This is a genomic window from Methanoregula sp. (assembly GCF_041645475.1).
In the GTDB taxonomy this organism is placed as follows: Archaea; Halobacteriota; Methanomicrobia; order Methanomicrobiales; family Methanospirillaceae; genus Methanoregula.
In genome coordinates this window covers 17,267-36,044 of the sequence record NZ_JBAZQA010000009.1, presented here as the reverse complement: position 1 = coordinate 36,044, position 18,778 = coordinate 17,267, and the positions used below count along the sequence as shown (strand labels likewise).

At 56.6% G+C, this 18,778-nt stretch carries 16 protein-coding genes; 4 read left to right on the top strand and 12 right to left on the bottom strand.

Going from position 1 to position 18,778, the window contains the following annotated elements; all coding sequences use genetic code 11:
* Positions 1 to 47 precede the first annotated feature (47 nt).
* The 11 genes from WC598_RS08580 to WC598_RS08530 all read right to left on the bottom strand — a co-directional run bounded on the left by WC598_RS08580 (position 48) and on the right by WC598_RS08530 (position 12,686).
* Positions 48 to 1,397, bottom strand: coding sequence for a mannose-1-phosphate guanylyltransferase/mannose-6-phosphate isomerase (locus WC598_RS08580; protein ID WP_372961073.1), 1,350 nt, complete (start codon positions 1,395 to 1,397; stop codon positions 48 to 50).
* A gap of 109 nt (positions 1,398 to 1,506) precedes the next feature.
* Positions 1,507 to 3,327 carry an asparagine synthase (glutamine-hydrolyzing) gene (gene asnB / locus WC598_RS08575; protein ID WP_372961072.1) on the bottom strand — a complete coding sequence of 607 codons (1,821 nt, stop codon included), beginning with the start codon at positions 3,325 to 3,327 and terminating at the stop codon, positions 1,507 to 1,509.
* Between the two features lie 1,114 nt (positions 3,328 to 4,441).
* Positions 4,442 to 4,987 carry a carboxymuconolactone decarboxylase family protein gene (locus tag WC598_RS08570; protein WP_372961071.1) on the bottom strand — a complete coding sequence of 182 codons (546 nt, stop codon included), beginning with the start codon at positions 4,985 to 4,987 and terminating at the stop codon, positions 4,442 to 4,444.
* The gene (locus WC598_RS08565; protein ID WP_372961070.1) at positions 4,984 to 5,922 is read right to left on the bottom strand and encodes a methanogenesis marker 7 protein; all 939 of its coding nucleotides are present in this window, start codon (positions 5,920 to 5,922) and stop codon (positions 4,984 to 4,986) included. Before WC598_RS08565 ends, WC598_RS08570 begins: the two co-directional genes overlap by 4 nt.
* The gene (locus WC598_RS08560; protein WP_372961069.1) at positions 5,919 to 6,500 is read right to left on the bottom strand and encodes a methanogenesis marker 17 protein; all 582 of its coding nucleotides are present in this window, start codon (positions 6,498 to 6,500) and stop codon (positions 5,919 to 5,921) included. Before WC598_RS08560 ends, WC598_RS08565 begins: the two co-directional genes overlap by 4 nt.
* A complete protein-coding gene (locus WC598_RS08555; protein WP_372961068.1) occupies positions 6,501 to 7,739 on the bottom strand; it encodes a methanogenesis marker 15 protein in 1,239 nt (412 codons plus the stop codon).
* Positions 7,736 to 8,182: a methanogenesis marker 5 protein gene (locus tag WC598_RS08550; protein ID WP_372961067.1), complete on the bottom strand. Its 447-nt coding sequence runs from the start codon at positions 8,180 to 8,182 to the stop codon at positions 7,736 to 7,738. Before WC598_RS08550 ends, WC598_RS08555 begins: the two co-directional genes overlap by 4 nt.
* Position 8,183: 1 nt before the next feature.
* On the bottom strand, positions 8,184 to 8,642 hold the full coding sequence (locus WC598_RS08545; protein WP_372961066.1) for a methanogenesis marker 6 protein: 459 nt from the start codon (positions 8,640 to 8,642) through the stop codon (positions 8,184 to 8,186).
* On the bottom strand, positions 8,639 to 10,168 hold the full coding sequence (locus WC598_RS08540; protein WP_372961065.1) for a methanogenesis marker 3 protein: 1,530 nt from the start codon (positions 10,166 to 10,168) through the stop codon (positions 8,639 to 8,641). The genes WC598_RS08545 and WC598_RS08540 overlap by 4 nt, the downstream gene beginning before the upstream one ends.
* A gap of 7 nt (positions 10,169 to 10,175) precedes the next feature.
* Positions 10,176 to 11,792, bottom strand: a complete 1,617-nt coding sequence (gene atwA, locus WC598_RS08535) for a methyl coenzyme M reductase system, component A2 (protein ID WP_372961064.1) — start codon at positions 11,790 to 11,792, stop codon at positions 10,176 to 10,178.
* Between the two features lie 63 nt (positions 11,793 to 11,855).
* Positions 11,856 to 12,686, bottom strand: coding sequence for an HAD family hydrolase (locus WC598_RS08530; RefSeq protein ID WP_372961063.1), 831 nt, complete (start codon positions 12,684 to 12,686; stop codon positions 11,856 to 11,858).
* Between the two features lie 57 nt (positions 12,687 to 12,743).
* On the opposite strand from WC598_RS08530, the gene WC598_RS08525 reads away from it, so the two are divergent.
* The 4 genes from WC598_RS08525 (at position 12,744) to dapF (ending at position 16,422) form a co-directional block, all read left to right on the top strand.
* Positions 12,744 to 13,673, top strand: coding sequence for a ribose 1,5-bisphosphate isomerase (locus tag WC598_RS08525; RefSeq protein ID WP_372961062.1), 930 nt, complete (start codon positions 12,744 to 12,746; stop codon positions 13,671 to 13,673).
* Between the two features lie 127 nt (positions 13,674 to 13,800).
* Entirely contained in the window at positions 13,801 to 14,061 is a 261-nt protein-coding gene (locus WC598_RS08520) for a hypothetical protein (protein WP_372961061.1), read from the top strand.
* A gap of 34 nt (positions 14,062 to 14,095) precedes the next feature.
* Positions 14,096 to 15,448 carry a diaminopimelate decarboxylase gene (gene lysA / locus WC598_RS08515; RefSeq protein WP_372961060.1) on the top strand — a complete coding sequence of 451 codons (1,353 nt, stop codon included), beginning with the start codon at positions 14,096 to 14,098 and terminating at the stop codon, positions 15,446 to 15,448.
* Positions 15,449 to 15,603: 155 nt separating this feature from the next.
* Positions 15,604 to 16,422: a diaminopimelate epimerase gene (gene dapF / locus WC598_RS08510; protein WP_372961059.1), complete on the top strand. Its 819-nt coding sequence runs from the start codon at positions 15,604 to 15,606 to the stop codon at positions 16,420 to 16,422.
* Between the two features lie 53 nt (positions 16,423 to 16,475).
* Here dapF and WC598_RS08505 read toward each other — a convergent pair whose 3' ends face one another.
* Positions 16,476 to 18,704: a PAS domain S-box protein gene (locus tag WC598_RS08505; RefSeq protein ID WP_372961058.1), complete on the bottom strand. Its 2,229-nt coding sequence runs from the start codon at positions 18,702 to 18,704 to the stop codon at positions 16,476 to 16,478.
* Positions 18,705 to 18,778 lie beyond the last annotated feature (74 nt).

Below are 18,778 nucleotides of genomic sequence, written 5' to 3'. Positions count from 1 at the left end.
GGCTCTGCCTTAAACCCGGATAAAACAGAAGTTTGGGGTCACGACGATCATGCCCGGCCGTACTGGTCGTCGAACCGGACAATGTCGTCCTCTTCCAGGTACTCGCCCAGCTGCACCTCGATGACTTCGAGGGGGATGACACCGGGATTCTTCAGCCGGTGCTGCATCCCGGCGTGCACATACGTGCTCTCACCTTTCCGGAGCAGGCGGGTCTCCCCGTTGAGTTCGACCTCTGCGGTACCCCGCACAACAACCCAGTGCTCGCTCCGGTGGTGATGGAGCTGCAGGGAAAGCCGCTCCCCCGGTTTCACGGTAACCCGCTTGATCTTATAGGTCGGGGTATCCTCAAGTACCGTATACGAACCCCACGGGCGGTGGACCTGCCGGTGGAACCGGGTCACCGGGTCATCGTTCCTGTTATACAGGTTCACCAGGTCTTTGACCTGCTCCGTGTGCCGGTTGTCGCAGATGAGGAGGGCGTCCGTGGTATCCACGACCACCAGGTTGCTGACACCGATAAGCCCGACATGCTTTCCAGGAGCCCGCACAAAATTGTTCTGCGCTAAGAGATAGTCGGCCTCCCCGACATTGCCTTCGGGATCGTGCGTCTCGATGTCATAGAGGGCTTTGAACGTTCCCAGGTCACTCCATTCCGCATCCAGGGGAACAACTGCAACCCGTTTCGAATGTTCGAGCAGACCGTAATCAATGGAGATGGCTGCAAGGCCGGCATAGTCCGGGCCGGCATCATCAGCAAACGCAGCAGACAACCCGGGCTGGTATCGCTCCAGTTCCTCAAAGAAACAGCCGGCCGACAAGAGGAAGATACCGCTGTTCCAGAGGTACCCTTTCCGGACATATTCCTCTGCGGTCTTTTCATCGGGCTTCTCTTTGAATTCCCGGACAAGGTTGCCGACCTGCAATCGTTTACCGGGTTTGATGTACCCGTATCCTGTGTGGGGTGACGCGGGCCGGATACCGAACGTGACCAGGTGGTCGGCAGCAAGGGGTTCTGCATGCCGGATCTGATCGAGGGCGGCATCCCCCAGGACATGATCGCTTGGGAAGACAACTGCCGTCGCAGCCGGGTCTTTTGTACGGATGCGCTGCATTGCCCAGGCTATCGCGGGAAGGGTATTTTTCCCGACAGGCTCTACAAGCAGGTTCTTTTCCGGAAGAGCATACCCGAGCTCCTCGATCTGGTTGCGGACAAGGTACTGGTGGATCTCGTTGGTCACCACGTAAATCTCTTCGGGACCCGAGAGCCGGATCGCCCGCCCGTACGTATTCTGGAAAAGGGAATTTCCTTCGAACTGGATGAACTGCTTGGGATAATATTCCCGGGAGAGCGGCCAGAGCCGGGTTCCCACGCCGCCGGCAAGAATTATCGATCTCATAAAAACACCAAAGGTTCACCTGAGCGAACCTGCATTCACGTCTTTACTGAACATTATCTGTAAAGGATAATTAAGTAACCACTGGTGAGGCAGGTTCCGGAGATCCGGTTCATTTGTCCCGCTGGTCAAAGAACTTCCGCAGCCAGAGTTCCGTGCAGACGATCCGCCAGATCTCAGGGGAATACACGGCCTTTTTGTCGAGGAAAGCAAGGTAATTTTTGATAACTTCGCCGGCATTCCACAGGTTCCGCCCCGCAAACTCGTCCGATGAGAGGACCGCAAGAACAAATGGCCGGAGATCTTCCCGCATCCAGACCTCTTCCGGGGTAACAAACCCCATCTTGTCCATCCGGCACCGGATGGATTCCGGGACAATGCCCCGGATGGCGTTCCGGAGCGCGATCTTGGTAACCCCTTTGCGGATCTTCTGGTTCTGGGGGAGCGAGGCTGCGTACTCCACAAACCTTACGTCGAGGTAAGGTACGCGGGACTCGATGGAAAACGCCATGGAGTTCCGGTCCTCGTAATGGAGGAGTGCGGGAAGGTTGGTGCTGATAAGTTCCCGTTGCAGTACGGCCGGCAGGCCTCCCCCGTACCGGTCTACGGCCGGAGCGGGGCACGCGAGCAGGTTCCTGCGCCCCTTTCTGACGAAGAGCTGCCCGAGGGCCGAGCGGAAGAACCCGCCGTGATGCCTGAGGCTGCCGGCCACTTCCTGAATTGCGGTCCACCAGTGCAATGACCCGGTGAGACCCCGTATGTAACTCCCCTGGTACCCGAGGTATCCCCCGAGGAGCTCATCGGCACCCTGCCCGTCGAGGACGACTTTTACGCTCTTCTGCGCCAGGCGCATCACGCAGTACTGGGCGTAGATGGAGAGCGAGCCGAACGGTTCGTCCTGTGCGTACACGAGCCGGTCTATGTCGTCCCAGAGTTCCTCAGGGGATGGCACGGTGCTGTGGGCGTCAACGCCGGTTGCCGCGACAATCTCATCGATATACCGGCTCTCGTCGAACCGCTTGTCGGAGAAGACCGAGGAGAAGGTCTTCTGCCGGGTCCCGACGCTTGCCGAAGCCTCGTTCCGGATCAGCTGGTTGATGAGGATCGTGAGGGTGGAGGAGTCGATCCCCCCCGAGAGGCAGGTCCCGACCGGGACATCGCTCCGGAGATGGATCCGGGTGGCATCTTCAAGAATTACATGGAGCCGGGATGCGACCTGTTCGTCCGGCACGTCCGACCGGATCTCCCCGTTCACCTTTACCTCCCAGTAACGGAACGGTGTCCCCGCCCCTGCGGCCGTTATCTTCATTGCATGGGCGGGCGGAAGCTGGAAGATCCCCTCAAACATCGTCTCTTCGGTGTGGTCCTGGACCCCCCAGGCAAGGAACGTCCCGAGCACTGGAAGGTTCGGTTCTGTCCCGGCTTTTTTGTGGGCGAGCAGCGCCTTGATCTCCGAGGCGAAGAGAAATGATCCGCCGGCCAGGGTGTAGTAGAACGGCTTGATCCCGAACCGGTCCCGGGCACAGAAGAGTGTTCGGTTCTTCTCATCGTAGAGGGAAAAAGCCCACATGCCGTTGAACCGGGAGAGGCAGTCCTCTCCCCATTCCTCGTACGCGTGCAGGATCACTTCCGTATCAGATTGTGAGTGGAAACGGTGCCCCTTCTGCACCAGTTCCTCGCGGAGCTCGATGAAGTTGTAGATCTCGCCGTTGAAGACCAGCCAGAGCGTCTTGTCCTCGTTGGTCATCGGCTGGAGACCTTCGTCGGTCAGGTCGATGATGGCAAGCCGGCGGTGGACAAGGCCGGCACTGCCCAGAATGCGGGTCCCCTCCCCGTCCGGGCCCCGGTGGGTGAGGCGCCGGGACATCTCTTCAAGGAGGCTCCCGTCCGGCACGTTCCCGTCCAGGCAGAACTGGCCTGCAATACCGCACATTATGGTAAAGGTGGGTACCGGTGGTTTAAAAGGATGTGAGGAGGTGAGGGATCAAGGATCGGTGCCGGTGCAGTCTGTTCCCATTGAGTGAAAAACAATCGCGATCCCGATCGCGTTTGAAAACCGCTCACGGATCAATCGCATCCTGATTTTATTTTTTCAACCGCACTTTGATTGAAAAATTTTGAGCAGACCCTGCTGAAAAAAATTTAAGCGAACCTTGGTTGAAAACCGGGTTTTGCGATCGGGCCTCCGTCGTGAACTATCATTTGGATTTATACAAACCCGTTTAACTTTTTGCAACCGCACCCTGCCTGAAATTTTTCCGGCAGGCTTTGCTTTTTATTTTTCAGTCAAGCTTTGATTTCAAAAAGTTCATCGCGATCATGACCCTGCGTAAAGAAATGATCCGGATCAATCGCACTTTGAATTTTATTTTTCAACCGCACTTTGATTGAAAAATTTTGAGCAGACCCTGCTGAAAAAAATTTAAGCGAACCTTGGTTGAAAACCGGGTTTTGCGATCGGGCCTCCGTCGTGAACTATCATTTGGATTTATACAAACCCGTTTAACTTTTTGCAACCGCACCCTGCCTGAAATTTTTCCGGCAGGCTTTGCTTTTTATTTTTCAGTCAAGCTTTGATTTCAAAAAGTTCATCGCGATCATGACCCTGCGTAAAGAAATGATCCGGATCAATCGCACTTTGAATTTTATTTTTCAACCGCACTTTGATTAAAAAATTCTGAGCAGACCCTGATGCAAAAATTTCAAGCGAACCTTGGTTGAAAACCGGGCATTATGATCATGTCTTCGTCGTGAACTGCCTTTTTGGATTTATACAAACCCGTTTAACTTTTTGCAACCGCACCCTGCCTGAAATTTTTCCGGCAGACTTTGCTTTTTATTTTTCAGTCAAGCTTTGATTTCAAAAAGATCATCGCGATCATGACCCTGCGTAAAAAAATGATCCGGATCAATCAAACCCTGCCTGAAAAATTTTCATCAGGGTTTGACTGAAAATTGTTAACCAGGTTTTGATTTAAAAAAAGGGGTACACCGGATCTGTGCACGAATGGTGCAGGAACCCGGTCTCTTAAAGGCGGATACTCCCTCTACTTTGCCTTAGCCACTGCCCTCTTCCGGGCCGGCGTTTTCTTCCCTGTCGTTCCCCTCCCCTTGATCGCAGTCTCCGACGCTTTTCCCACACCCTTGAGTTCGCACGGGATACATTTCTCCAGCTTGTCGTCGATGATACGGTATGCATTTGCCAGGACCGACGAGTTCGAGATCATCCCAGAGAGCAGGATCACTTCAAGCACTTCCTCGCGGGTCGCCCCCATCCTCATCGCGGCCTGCATATGGTAGCCGGTGCAGTGCGGGCATTTGAGAGCTGCCCCGACGGCCATGCTGATCAGTTCCACGTACTTCGGGTCGAGCGGGCTTGTCTGGGCCACCGTTCCCTTGTAGAGGAGATGGGAGATGAGCACTTCGGGACGCTCGCCCATCCTTTTGAAGACGAGCGGCACTTTCCCGTATTCCACCTCGATAGCTTTTAACCATTCATCCGCTGTGACATCCGCGCCCTGCCTGACGATCTGTGCGAGTTTCTCCTCGAACTGATCCCGGGTTGATTTTCCTGATACAATCTTTGCCATCATACCACCGTATTTGTCTCAGAGAACGGGAGAACCTTCACAAGGATGTAGTCCCGCATCCGCGAGGGCAGGATCTCGGCCACATCGCCGAGCAGGATCCCATCCTCGATCTCAATCTTCCGCAGCTCCGCAGAAAACGTGTCGTAGGGCAGTTTCACCCTGAGGCCTGCCATCTGGACGGTCAGGGGTGTCGGGGATGTCACATCGAGGATCGCCGGAACCTTCTCCCGGATCAAACCCATGAGCCGGGCCGGGGAGACCGAGAGCGGGTCTTTTGCAATCGAGTCGCGCTTCTTCTCAAGCACCCTCGTTATCTCGGCCACAACCTCGTCGAGCTTGTCGAGCTGGTCGGCTTCCTTTGTCCTTCGCATGAACCGGCCAACGTTCCCCACATACCCGTCCACCGGCGGGTCGATGATCTTCTTGAGGACCTCGATGTCCGGGCCCCCGCAGAGCACGATCGGCACCTCGATTCCCCGCCGGAGCGTGGGCATCTTGTACTCGATGCAGGTCTCGAAGTTGCCGAGCAGATAGACTGCGATGTCGTGCTCGTTGATCACGTCACGCTCCTCATCGTTGAGGCCTGCGATCCGCTTCCCGGGGCCCCGGGCAAGGCTCACCATGTTGCTCTTTGCCCCGAGGCGCCGTACGTACTCGGCGATATCGCAGGACGGGTGGGGCAGGTGGTGGATCTCAAGGCTCATGCTGACAACTGCGATCTCCGTCCCGACAAGCGGTGAATCGGTCACTTCCCCGAAGAGCGGCCGGGAGATCTCGCGGATCAGATCAATGTCATCCTTTGGGACAAAGCACTGGAGCACCACTTCCTGGGCGATCATGTGCTTCTGGACAATGTAGCCCCCGAGATCCTCGATCAAATCCACGATCACGTCGTGCTGGTAGATACCCCCCTTGTAGGTGACCGGAACCAGCGTCATGGCGTCTCCCCCATCAGCGCGAATTTCTCCCGGACCAGGGCGTTGATATCCTCGGCAAGGGTGTTCTCGCTTGCAACGAACGAGAACTTCTCTGTGGAAAAGCGCTCGCTCTTGAGCCGGAACCCTTCCGGTGCAATGCAGCGGAGGGCATAGATCAAATCCTTGAAGAGGGATTCACTCGGGTCGGCAACCACAATCTCCTCGATCTCCTGCGCACTCAGGGGGACATCGTAGAGGATCACCGTGAAGCGGTCCGGCTGCTCAACTTTCTCCTTCCCAAAGCGCTCCCAGAAGATCTTCAGCATCGGGGCAAGGTAGGTCTCATCCGAGACAACGAGCGTCATCTTGCCCTCCTGCGGGTTCACGTTCGCGAGGTCGCGGACCCGGACAATGGTTGTGATCCTCTTGAGGGTGCCCACCGCGATAAAGACCGGGATTTTCGGGTCGATAAAGATGTGGAGCTTACTGATGACCCTGAGGAGATTATGATCGAGCAGGACATCGTTAGTGATCTGCTTGTAGTACTCGGCGCCCAGCAGTTCGGGGCATTCCACCTCAAAGTACTCGATGGCGTACATCTAATCGTCCTTTATGAATCCCGATGCAAGGAGTGCAGATCCCACGGCGCCGATATACTGAGAGTAGGGCGGTACGACTACCTTGGTCTGGAGGAGTTCGCCCATGGCATGGACGAGCCCCTCGATGAGCGATGTTCCCCCTACCATGATCACCGGCTCCTTGATATCCACTTCCTGCAGCTGCTGTTCATACACCTGTTCGGCTACCGAGTGACAGGCTGCGGCAGCAACATCCTCCCGGGTGCTGCCGGCGGCAAGGGCATTGACAAGGCTCTGCGTGCCAAAGACGATGCAGTAACTGTTCATCGGCACCTTCCCGCCAAAACCCTTCATGGAGAGCGGGCCCAGTTCCGTGATCTCCACGCCGAGCCGTTTTGCCGTCATCTCAAGGAACCGGCCGCTGGCACCTGCGCAGATGCCGCCCATGGTGAAGACCCCGGGGATCCCGTCCATGACAGAGATTGCCTTGTTGTCCATACCCCCGATATCGATGACCGTTGCCGGCCCGTGCTGCCGGCCGGCAAGGTAGACCGCTCCCTTCGAGTTGACGGTGAGCTCTTCCTGGATGAGATCGGCGTTGATCTCTTTTCCTACGAGGAACCGGCCGTATCCGGTTGTCCCGACAGCCTGAATCTCGTCCCGGGTGACCCCGGCTTCGGCAAGGGCGTGGGCGATAACCTCGTTGGCGCTTTTCAAGACCTCGGTTGTGGGCTGCCAGCCCGTGCCGATGATCTTGTTGTCCCGCATCACAACCGCTTTTGTTGTCGCAGACCCCGAATCAAGACCGAGGGTGAGCCCCTTCTGGGTCTCCCGGGCGAGCAGGGCCCGGCGCCTTGCAATGGTTGTGAGCGCCTCCATCCTCGTGAGGAGTGTTCCTGCGGTTGTCCGCTCGGTAAACGAGTAACTGACCACGGGAAGGCGCGAATGCTCGTTGATGTATCGCCGGAGTTCGTTCCGGACAATTGCCGCCTCGGCGCACCGGAAACAGGTAGCTATGAAGACTGCGTCTGCCTCCACCCGCCCTTCCACGAGTGCCATGGCCCGGGCAATCGCGAGCTTTAAGTCCGGGCTCTTCACATCCAGCCCGAACTTCCCGAAATCCCGGCGGATATCTTTTAAGGCAACATCCGGGAAGAAGATCTCTCCTCCGACTTCCCGGGCAGCAGAATCGATCTCGTGCTGGATACCGGAATACTCCGGCCCGCAGGAGAGCTGCGCAATCCGCACCGGCTGGGTCATTTCGCGCCTCCCAGTTCAGCAAGGAACCGCTTGATGGCTGCTACGAACTTCACGCCTTCTTCCTCGTTCTTCGGGTAGTTCAGTTCGAGCCGCGGGATCGGCTTCTGGTGGACGAGGAACTTGATGAGCTCGTTTGTCCGGGCGCATCCCATGCACCCGAACGCGAGATCGGCGTCGTTGATGATGATTGCCGCCTCGCACGCCTCGATCATAGGCCCGTAGAGGGACATGCGCCCCCGGACCCCGGCGGGAACCTCGACTGCCGCCCACTTCAATCCTTTCTTGGGCTCTTCAGGTGTGATCTGGAGCGGCGGGGATTCGAGTCCTGCGGTCTGGACACGTTCGCGGATCGCGGTAGCGGATGAGAGCGGGTTGTGCCCGAACCGCGCCACCATGTCGGAGAGGATCAGGCTCGTTGCGGGATAGATGAATACTTTTGCCATTTCAGGACTCCTGTGCTTCCATGAGGTTCTTGAGTCGGGTTATATCGAGGGACGTATATTCGAGCGGGTTTTCCGGGGGAGGAATGGTTGCTGCATCGCGTTTCTTGAGCTCTTCGAGCCCGTGCGAAACGAACGGGATCACGGTCATCTCGAATTCCAGGCCATTGTACCCGGGCCGTGCGCCGCCAAGGTTTGCCCGGCAGCGTCGTGAATCGCCCGGAGGAAATCCCCGGTCCTTGACAAAGATGTGGTCCGGGTCCATCAGCCGGAGTCCGCGGACGATGCGGTCGACGTCCTCCTCCTTTCCGCTGACAACCAGGCCAAAACAGGTCTCCTTGATCATAGCCCCCTGTGAGATCTCGTATCCCCGGATAGCGAGGTCTGCCGGTGTTATGTCGAACGATTCCACTACCACGTATTTCGTAACGGTGCCCACGTGGGCTGGCGTATAATCCGTCACTTCCTTACCTCCCTGATATACACGGTCTCCCGCTCCCTGACTTTTTTGAGTTTCTCGGTATCTATGACGCGCCCGATGATGTTGGTCCCCTCAAAGGGCTCGGACGTAGGGCCGAATTCCCGGTTCGCCACAAGGCGCACCCCTACGAGACCTGCACCCTTGCGGGAATCGTTCGTTATCGCAAGCGCTGCTGCCGGGACCTCCTCCACCGGCTGGTTCTCCGGGGAGATCTTCGTTCCCGGTGCAATCGCCGGTTTGAAGAGAACCACATCGTCGAACTTGAAGAAGACCGGCATCATGCCGGCATCGTGCTCCTTGAGCCCGGTGAACCGCCGGAAGACCTCGCAGCTGAGCGGGGCGTTCTCATCGTCGAGTTCGATATCGATCACTTTTTCGGCAGGAGCGGTTGTTACGGTTACGAGCCGCTCGTTTAAGACATCCAGCGTGGTCCCCGGCTCCTGGGACACCACGATCCGGTCACCCTCGGTCTTGTCGGCTTTGAGGGCAACGCCCCGGGCCGCGGTGATCTCCTGCGCTTTTGCGAGCGGAAGTCCGAGCAGGTCGATGCGTCCAGGGAGGACCCGGACGGACAGGATATCGTGCTCCTTTGCAAGTTTGACAAGCTCGATGCCATGGACAACCTGTCCGGTAACGCTGTGGACAAGACTGCTTGGGACATCCGCCCGGTAAATGTAGATCCCGCCCGCGGACTTCCCGGTGATCCGGACCGTGACTGTCCCCTCCCTGCGGGGCCGGCGGAATTCTTTTGGCACATCCTCGGCCCCGGCAAGGTGCGGGTCCATGATATGGGTGCTTGTTGCACGGCCGGCTACAAACTTTCCGCGCTGGAGTACGAGGAGCATGTGCTCAACGCTGCCTGCCGCTTCCGTAGTGATACGTTCAGGCGAATAGCCCTGTGCCATGATCTCCACGCGGGTCACCACCTGCGTCCCGTCCTCGGGAACGAGGTTCATGTCGGTGGTGGTGAACGAGCGGCTGGTGTCCGCCCAGCTGATGACCGGTTCGATCTTCGTGATCCGGTCACCGGTTGTCCACCGGTCGAGAACCGCCCTGCCACTTACGACCTTACCGATGATACCCCCGCTCTCGTCAGCCCCATGGTCAGCCGAGTGCCGGCTTTTTGAGAAAATAAGGTAGGAACGCGAGGGTTCGTACCCGCCGCAGCCAAGGATAACATCGCCCCGTTCGTACAGGTGCGGTTTTCTGATTGGGTGGATCCCGGAAGGAAACGGGCCGAATGCGGCAGCATACCGGTCGCCCCAGTGAAGTGCGAGGTTTGCCATCGTTTCTTTGGACTGGATGAGATCCGCATCCATCCCGGCGATCTCGATGGTCACCTCGCCAGCCGTGGTGCTTATCGCGAGACTGCCGGTTGCAGTCTTTTCCTGGGTTGCAGGACGGATTATCCCGATTGCGCATCCTTTCGGGTGGCCCGGAAGGAGGGACGCAAGGGTTGCACCCTCCCCGATTTCCATCCTCATTCCGTCGAGGTGGATCGTAGCCATTTTACCCTCAGGCCTGGGGCTGCTGGCTCATGACTTTTCTCTCTTCCTCGGTCAGGATGGCAAGAACCTCGGCGGTTTTGCCGATCTGGATGATCTTGCCCGCCCGCATCAGGGCAAGCCGGTCGCAGACATCCCGCACGAACTCCATGTCGTGGGAGACCACGATGAAGGTCTCATCCATCTCTTCCCGGGAGTGCATGATCGAGTGCTTGACATCGATCTTCGTGATAGGGTCCATCGTGCCGGTTGGCTCGTCCAGGATCACGATACGCGGCTCGCGGATGAGTACCTGCGCAAGAGCTACCCGGTGCCGCTCCCCTTCCGAGAGCTGGGCCGGCATCCGGTCCAGGATCTCCTTACTCTTCTCTTCCGAGAACCCGGCCATCCTGAGCGTTATGAGAGCCTTTCGTATGGCGAGCTCCTTCGGGAACTCAAGACCGATGGCATCGGTCAGGTTATCGAGCACGGTCCGGTGGGGGAAGAGGTCGTACTCCTGGTGCAGGAGACCGATGTAGCCGGTGGCCCGGCCCCGCTGATCGATACCGGGTTTCGTCATATCGATCCACTCTTCGCCGATCCTGACATTGATCTCCCCGCTTGTCGGTTCGACAAGGCCGGCAAGGATTCCCGAGAGCGTGGTCTTTCCCGCCCCGCTCTTGCCGATGATACCGAAGATCTCCTTTGTATAGACCTCGAACGAGACGCCATTGACTGCTTTCACGACACCCCGGTCCACGGAGATATAGCGTTTGACAAGATCCCGGGCAACGACTACCTTTTCGCCCAGCTCGGCCTCATCGAACTCCTCGGTATCCGAGTATCCTTTCATGAACTCGCCAATGACCTCTTTGGGCGTACCTATCTTCTCAATACTGCCGTTGACCAGCAGGATTGCCCGGTGGGCCACATCCTCTATGACCTGGGAGAAGTGGGAGGTAACAACGATCCCCATATTGTTGGTCTTTGCTGCTTCCGTGAGCATTGAGTGGACGACTTTGGCCGTCCCCGGATCGAGGGTGCCGGTTGGCTCATCGGCAAACAGCATGAAAGGCTCCTTTGCGAGCTGGCGGGCGAGCACCACCCGCTGCTTCTCGCCTCCCGAGAGGTCCCGGGCGATATGCATCATCCGGTGCGAGAGCCGCACCTGGTCGATGAGATCGGCAGCCCGGTTAATGGCCTTCTCCTGCGGGTAATTGATATCGTCGAGGGCATGCAGGACATTCTCGATGACGCGGTCGTCACCATACAGGGCAAACGTCCGCTGGAACATGATGGCGGTTCTCCGCATCACGTTCCTCTTGAGAGCCTCGTTCTTCTCGTTCCAGAGATCCACATCAAGGGGAGCGAGTGCAGCCCCGCAGTGGGGGCACACCTTCCCCGCGGAACTGGCAACGTCCATGTAATCGCACTTGGGACAGGCCGCAACGTGGTAGATGACCCGGCCGCTTGTCGGGGGCTGTTCCACCCCGCGGATCAGGTGCATCAGGACCGTCTTTCCCGCGCCGCTCCTGCCAATAATCCCCAGGATCTCTCCTTCGGCAATCTCAAAAGAGATATTTTTGAGTACCCTCTCGCCATCAAAATCCATGCAGAGGTTATCGACCGTGATCAATGGAGCCTTCATAGTACTCTTGTACCTAATGTGACAGAAGTCGCATATTACCTTTTATATGCTACACCGATCCCGTCACGATCGCAAATTCCGCTGGCACCTGATCAGATCCTCAACAATGGATACGACTTCGCCAACATTTTCCACAACATAATCCGCTTCCTTGTAGAGCTCATCGGGACGATCACCGGGCTGCTGGACGGTCAGTATGGCGATATCGGCGTTCCGCATGGCACAGAGGTCGTTGATACCGTCCCCTACCATGATGACCCTGTCGTATTCCTCGCGGAGATCGGTGACGATCTGCGCTTTTACGGTTGGAGTCGCCACGCCATTGACCCGGTCGCGGGGGATCCCGAGATGGTCTGCCATCTTCTCGAGTTTGGTAACCCGGTCCCCGGATGCGATGAATGTCGGAACCCCCAGCCGGTGGAGGGCCGTGATCGCCTCTTTGGCGCCATCGAACGGCCATCCCCCGGCCGTGATCGTGAACTCGATGCCCTTCTGCGCCATGTTGATGATCGCCCCGGAATTGAGCGTTACCACGGATTCCTCCTTGCAGACCGTCCAGACGTTCCGGATACACTCCTGGAGATCCTGAACCCGAACCCGTCTGTCGGCATAGAGCACGTCGCCGATATCTTCCGCAGTCGTGATCTTCCGGGTGCAGCTGACCCCAAAACCGATGTCGTGTTCTATGAGGTAATCCGAGAGGAGGCGGTCACCCGAGGTTGCCATGAGATCCTTGGAATGGACGGGCAGGACAATGAGGACGCGGTCCTGCGAGCTGAAAGTTAAGGTTGTTGTCTCAACGCCCGGCAAAAGTTTTTTGTTGCAGATATCCTTTGCAACCCGGTAGGTGTTCAGGAGCGTTCCGGCACTGTCGAATACTACGGCTACGGACATGGGATCACCCGGTAAGAAACTCTATGTATTCCGCTCATCATTCAATGATTGAAGCTGATGATCGTAACTGATACTGCAGACAAGATAAAGAGCATGGAGATCCGGGGTGCGGGAAGGATTGCCCGTGCGGCAGCCGAAGCCCTCCGGGACCATGCCCTTTCCATACAGCCCCCGTACACTGCGGCATTCCAGCAGGAGATGGAGCGGGCTGCGGCAATCCTTGTTGCCACCCGGCCGACCGCTGTCTCGCTCCCGAATGCTGTCCACATGGTCATGAACGGGATCGGGAAGGCAACGACGGTGGACGAGGCCCGGACCGGGGTTGTCCAGCGCGCCGAACACTTCATCCAGTCCTCGCAGCATGCGGTGGAGAAGATTGCAGAGTTCGGGGCCCGGCATATCAGAAACGGGGACAAGATCCTCACGCACTGCAACTCGGAGGTGGCACTCGGCTGTATCATCGAGGCGCACCGGAGCGGTAAGGAGATCGAGGTCTTTGCAACCGAAGTGCGCCCGAGGAACCAGGGACTCATCACCATCCGGACCCTGAACGATGCCGGGATAAAAACCAACTTCATTGTCGATTCAGCAGTCCGGTCCTTCATCAACGAGATCGACCTCGTGGTGGTAGGGGCCGATGCGGTCACAGTCAACGGAGCTGTCGTGAACAAGATCGGGACCTCGCAGGTGGCCCATACGGCAAAGGAGGCGCGGGTGAACATGATCGTTGCTGCCGAGACGTACAAGTTCGCCCCGAAGACGGTGATTGGCGATCTGATCACGATTGAGGAACGGCCATCGTCCGAGGTGCTGCCGGATGATATTGCAAAGACCCTCCCTCATGTACGGGTCCGCAATCCCGCATTCGATGTGACACCTGCGGAATTTATCGATCTGATCATTACCGAACAGGGTGCGATCCCCCCGCAGATGGCGTACGTTATCATCCGGGAGTACCTGGGCTGGGATATTGCGGAATTCCACTGATGCAGGGGGTTCCTGGTTGGAGTTACCGGTGAAAGGTAGTAAGTAGCCGATAATGTATCATGGCCATCAGCATTGAAGACTTACGAACCGACCGCATCGTCCTGCGTGAATTCAGGGAGTCCGATGTATGAAAGTTCCGATACACAGCAGATTGCAAAAATTACCCTGCACCCGAAATGCAAGAGAATTCAGAAAAGCAGAAAAAGCGCTTCTCGCAATGGCGGTAAAACTCAGGAGACCCGATGAGAAAACCCACGAATGCGAATACTATACGGTTGCTGTAACGCAGTCCTCTGATCCGGAAATGATCCTCGAAAAAATTTCCCTCGACGGAATCAACGAGGCCAGAGGCGGGTATTGCGATATCGGTTTTTCCCATATCTCTTAAAAAAAATAAATTCCGGAAGAGACCACCTATACACATGCAGGGAGATAAGCCAATAAAAAAGACCGTTCCTTTTTCCAAGCACCAGATCGAGGAGCTTGAAACGAGGTTCCCGACACCGTTCCATATCTATGACGAGGAAGCGATCCGTTCAGTATCACGCCGGCTGTACAAGGCATTCTCATGGGTAACAGGTCCTGACGGAAAAGAGGGCGGGTTCAAGAACTACTTCGCGGTCAAGGCCCTCCCGAACCCGTACATCCTCCGTATCCTGAAGGAAGAGGGCATGGGAGCGGACTGCAGCTCCCTTCCGGAGCTCCTGCTTGCCGATGCAGTCGGGATAAAAGGGGATGAGATCATGTTCACCTCCAACGATACCCCGGAAGAAGAGTTCGTGCTGGCAAAGAAACTGGGTGCAATCATCAATCTCGACGACATCACCCATATCGACTTCCTGGAAAAGACCGCAGGAATTCCCGATCTTCTCTGCTTCCGCTATAACCCCGGGGAGGAATACAGTCACGGTAACCCGATTATCGGGAACCCGAGCGAAGCGAAATACGGGCTTACGCACGATCAGATCCTCAAAGCGTACAAAATCGCACAACAGATGGGTGTACAACGTTTCGGCCTGCATGCCATGATCGTGTCCAACCAGCGCGGGGAGGATATCCTTGCCGATGCAGCCCGGCTGCTGTTCAACCTTGCTGTCGAGATCCATGAGAAGACCGGCATCCGGCTTGAGTTCATCAATCTCGGGGGAGGCATCGGCATTCCTTATGCGCCGGCCGATCACCAGGTGAATGTCGAGGATTATGCACACAAAGTGCACGAGGTCTATAAGGAGATTATCGTAAAAAACGGTCTTGCACCGATACGCATTGTTATGGAAAGCGGCAGGGCCGTAACCGGACCCTATGGCTACCTTGTCTCACGCGTACGGCACGTTACGCAGAAACACCGGGCATATGTCGGTCTGGACGCGTGCATGGCAAACCTCATGCGCCCCGCCCTTTATGGAGCCATTCACCAGATAACGGTGATGGGAAAGGAGAACCATCCGCAGGATCACGTGTACGATGTGACTGGCAGTTTATGCGAGAACAATGACAAGTTCGCAATACAGCGTCCCCTCCCGAAAGTCGAACAGGGCGATCTCATGGTCATCCACGATACGGGAGCGCACGGTCATGCGATGGGGTTCAACTACAATGGCAAGCTCCGGTCAGCCGAGTTCCTGATGCAGGAAAGTGGCAACTTCAAACTCATCAGGAGGGCAGAGACAGTCAACGATTATTTTGCCACCCTTGATTTCGAGGGATCGGATTTCTCCGGGTTTGCACGGAAGAAAGCACCATCTGCTGTCAAGGCTAAAAGTAAGAACCTATGAGGACAAACGCAGGTTAAACCTGTATTATCCCTTTTTTAAACATTTGAGGCTTTCAAAAAACCGATGCCTTTATCGAATGGCAGAACTCCCAACTGTTTAATAGCAGAGCGCCATCAGGGATCTTGTGAAACGACAGGGCATGGCAGGAATTTTGTATGGAAATTCATTTCACCAAACTGCAGGAGAATGGTAATGACTTCATCGTTATCGATGAATGGGAACATGTTGTCATCCCAGAGGATCTGAAAGGACAGTTCGCAGCTGTCTACTGCGACCGGCGGTTCGGCATCGGAGCCGACGGGGTCATTTTCCTCTCGAAAACTGATAAGGGAAACCTGAAGATGCGTATTTTCCAGCCGGACGAGAGCGAAGCGGAGATGTGCGGCAACGGGATCCGCTGCCTTTCAAAGTATGCGTTCGATGCAGGGTACGTGAAAGAGACCTGCACGGTCGAGACCCCGGCCCGGGCGATGGAGGTTTCCATGGGATACCGGGACGAGGATTTCCTTGCAACGATCACGATGCTCACCCCTCTCTTCAAGAGAAAGGATATCCCGGCAACCGGTTCCGGGGAATATAAGGAACGGATCGGGGAATTTGATGTTTATGCGGTCAACATTGGCGTCCCCCATGCAGTTATTATCGTGGATTCGGTTGATGCGATTGATATCGAAGCGGTTGCCCCGAAAATCCGCAACCATGCAAGCTTTCCCAAGGGCACCAACGTGAACTTCGTTGAAAAGACCGGGGATGACAGTGTCCGGATCCGCACGTTCCAGCGGGGGGTTGAGGGAGAAACACTTTCCTGTGGCACCGGGGCAACCGCGTCCGCCACGATCGTCCATACCCTGGGAACGATGGGCCCGGTTGTCAACGTTGAGACCCGGGGCGGTCCGCTCACGATCCGCATGAACGGGAGCACAACGATGGAAGGCCCGGCAACAACCGTCTTTAGCGGCACCATCACGGTCTGATTCTTTTTTTTATTCCGGATCCTTGCCGGAAAATATGATCCCTTTCACCGGGATCACGGGAGTGCATCCGGACTCTTCCGCTCCAGAACAAGACCGATTGTTGCTGCAAGCGTCATGAGGATCTCGATCTCGGCATCCGCCCAGTCATGTTCCCCGTGCAGGTTGCTGCACCCGATGAAACCCCAGTACACGCCATGTACCTGGATCGGCACGATCAGGATGGACTGAATCCCCATCTCCCTCATGACCTCCTGTTCGGGAGGATTGAATCTGCTCCTTGGTCCCGCAATCCATGTCCCGGAGGCAAGGCGCTCCGACCATGGGGGGGGAAAGGCGATCCTGCAATCCACGTCAGCGCCAGGATCCCGTGCCGGGTCTTTTGTCCACCGGAATTTTTGTTCCGCACTGCGGGTGCCGCTCACCGGATCCCGTACGTCCCGGTAAATGTACGCAGCATCTGCGCCCATGGCCTCGCCCATGGTTGAGAGCACCCGGGGGAAGGGATCCCGGATCCTGCCCGTGAGCAGGAATCCCGATGCTGCCCCGAGGGCCCGGAGGACCCGGTCCCGCTTACGGGCATTCTCCTCCGATTGTATGCGATCCGTGATGTCCCGGGATATGCTTAAGAACTCCTGTATCTGACCGCTTTTCTTATCGCGGATTACATTGATAACTGACTCAAACCAGAGATAACTCCCGTCCTTGCGCCGGAAGCGGAATGTTGCGGTGAAATTGTCGTTTTTGCTGCTGATGATGGCATGAAGCTCTTCCTGGACCCTCGAAATATCCTCCGGGTGGACGAGTGCCAGGAGGGACATGCCCAGCGATTCCTCTTCGGAATACCCCAGTATCGGTGTCACCGAGGGCGAGACGTACGTGCAGATACAGGTGGGTGTCTGCCGGGTGATGATATCGAGCGAGTTGTTGACTATGAAGCGGTACTGCCGTTCCCGCACGAGAAGTTCGCTCTCCGCCTTTTTCCTCTCCGTGATATCCTCATAGATTCCAAGAACACCGATCACTTCCCCGGCCTTGTTGCGCAGGGGAACTTTGCTGGTGAGAAGCCATGCCTGGCTGCCGTCGGGCCGTATCTGTGGTTCTTCAAAATTGAGCTTGGGGATTCCTGTTTCCATCACAGCCCGGTCATCCGCCCGGTACAGGTCTGCTGTTGATGCTGAAGCATTATCATAGTCGGTCTTTCCGATCAGCTCAGATGGATCCTTATACCCAACGTCAAGGGCGAGGGACTTGTTACCTCCGAGAAACACCGAGTTTTTATCCTTCCAGAAAACTCTCCCTGGCACGGTGTCGAGCACGAGCTGGAGCATCTGGCGCGAGCTGAAGATCTCCTCTTCGGCCTTTTTTCTTTCGGTGATGTCCCGGGAGATCCCAAGTACGGAGTGGACAACCCCGTCCTTATCCGTCAGGGGAACAAGACAATGATCGAACCACCTGAGTGTGTTGTCCTGGAAAAGCGGCCCCTCACTCCGAAGAATCATGCCCGTTTTGAAGACCCGCTCAAGTGCCTCCTGCTGACGCCGGGTGACCGCTTCGGGAAAAAGCTCGCCCCTGGGTCTGCCGATAAGTTCATCCGCCCGTTTTGCAACAAATGCTGCGGCAATACTGTTCACGTATTCAATGCGGTCATTCCTGCCAATAAGAAAGATCAGGTCGCGCGATGCCTCTGCGAGCATACGGTACTGGTTCTCGCTCCTGCGGAGCCTCTCTTCATCCTCTTTCCGGCTGGTGATATCCTCCAGCAGGACAGAAACGCCTTTCTGGCCTTCGGTGTTGACGATGGGAACTACCCGGCAGAGGAAGATCCGGCCAAGGGCCGGGATATCGAGTTCCCCACGGTATCCTGCCCCGGACACCCCCTCCCGTAAGCGGGAAAGAACCCGCGGGAAGGCTGTGTCCAGTACCTGGGGAATAACGGAATACTCGATATTCCTTCCCAGGATATCTTTGCCCGCAACGCCCAGCAGCTGTTCGAATGCGGTGTTCATGTAGATGACCCGCAGGCTGCCGTCCAGCTGCATGATGCATTCCGAAGAGATGGAGAGGACCGAGGAGAGCGGCAGGCGCTCGGAAAGCGTATAGATCTTTGCCATGCCAAAGGGTCGCATCTCGACCTGCCCCGAGACCAGCAGGCTGTCCAGGTACCGCCCGGCCGTGTTCCGGTTGATCCTGGTAAACCTGACGATATCCGTGATGCTGAGCCCCTGCGGGTTCTTCTCCAGCATCTCCTTGATCTGAGCGGTGATCTCACGGGAGAGCGCCATTATACCCCTTTCTTTGAGTTTACTGGTATTATAATCTGTACAATGAAGTATCCGTGCGGGGTCAGTTGTTGCAC